The sequence below is a fragment of the uncultured Shewanella sp. genome (genome assembly GCF_947501665.1).
Taxonomy (GTDB): Bacteria; Pseudomonadota; Gammaproteobacteria; order Enterobacterales; family Shewanellaceae; genus Shewanella.
The window spans coordinates 1-437 of the sequence record NZ_CANMWS010000091.1 but is presented as its reverse complement, the minus strand read 5'-3'; the positions used below and the strand labels follow the sequence as shown (position 1 = coordinate 437).

Here is a 437-nt window from a genome sequence, read left to right as displayed (position 1 = left end):
GCCGGATATACGTATGCAGTTTTACCCATTGTTACTCAAAAATATCACTTGAATTAGGTGAGGTGTCCATATATGTTATTACTGTTGATGTGGTCGATTTTGGTTTATTGAGGGTTGGTAGAGTAAAAACAGTTAATTCTTAGTGATGACTTGAAAACCAATTCAGTATAGTGAGACAAAGGCGTTTGTGTTTTTAACTGCTTATTCTATCTTCTAACTGCCTAAAAATAGACTTGATAGTTGCTTAAATAATCAAGTGAGCAATCCATACTGAAAAAACCGTTGACGGGCTCTAGGTGAGGGGATAAGATGCGCTCCGTTCTCAGCAAACAAGTCGTGATACTAGGTTGTTGATGATATTTCGGTGATTAGCGCAGCCCGGTAGCGCATCTGGTTTGGGACCAGAGGGTCAGAGGTTCGAATCCTCTATCACCGAC

1 tRNA gene is annotated in these 437 nt (G+C 40.5%); it reads left to right on the top strand.

Annotation, left to right across the window (positions count from 1 at the left end):
* Positions 1–362 precede the first annotated feature (362 nt).
* Positions 363–436: transfer RNA gene (locus Q0976_RS24040), tRNA-Pro, on the top strand.
* Position 437 lies beyond the last annotated feature (1 nt).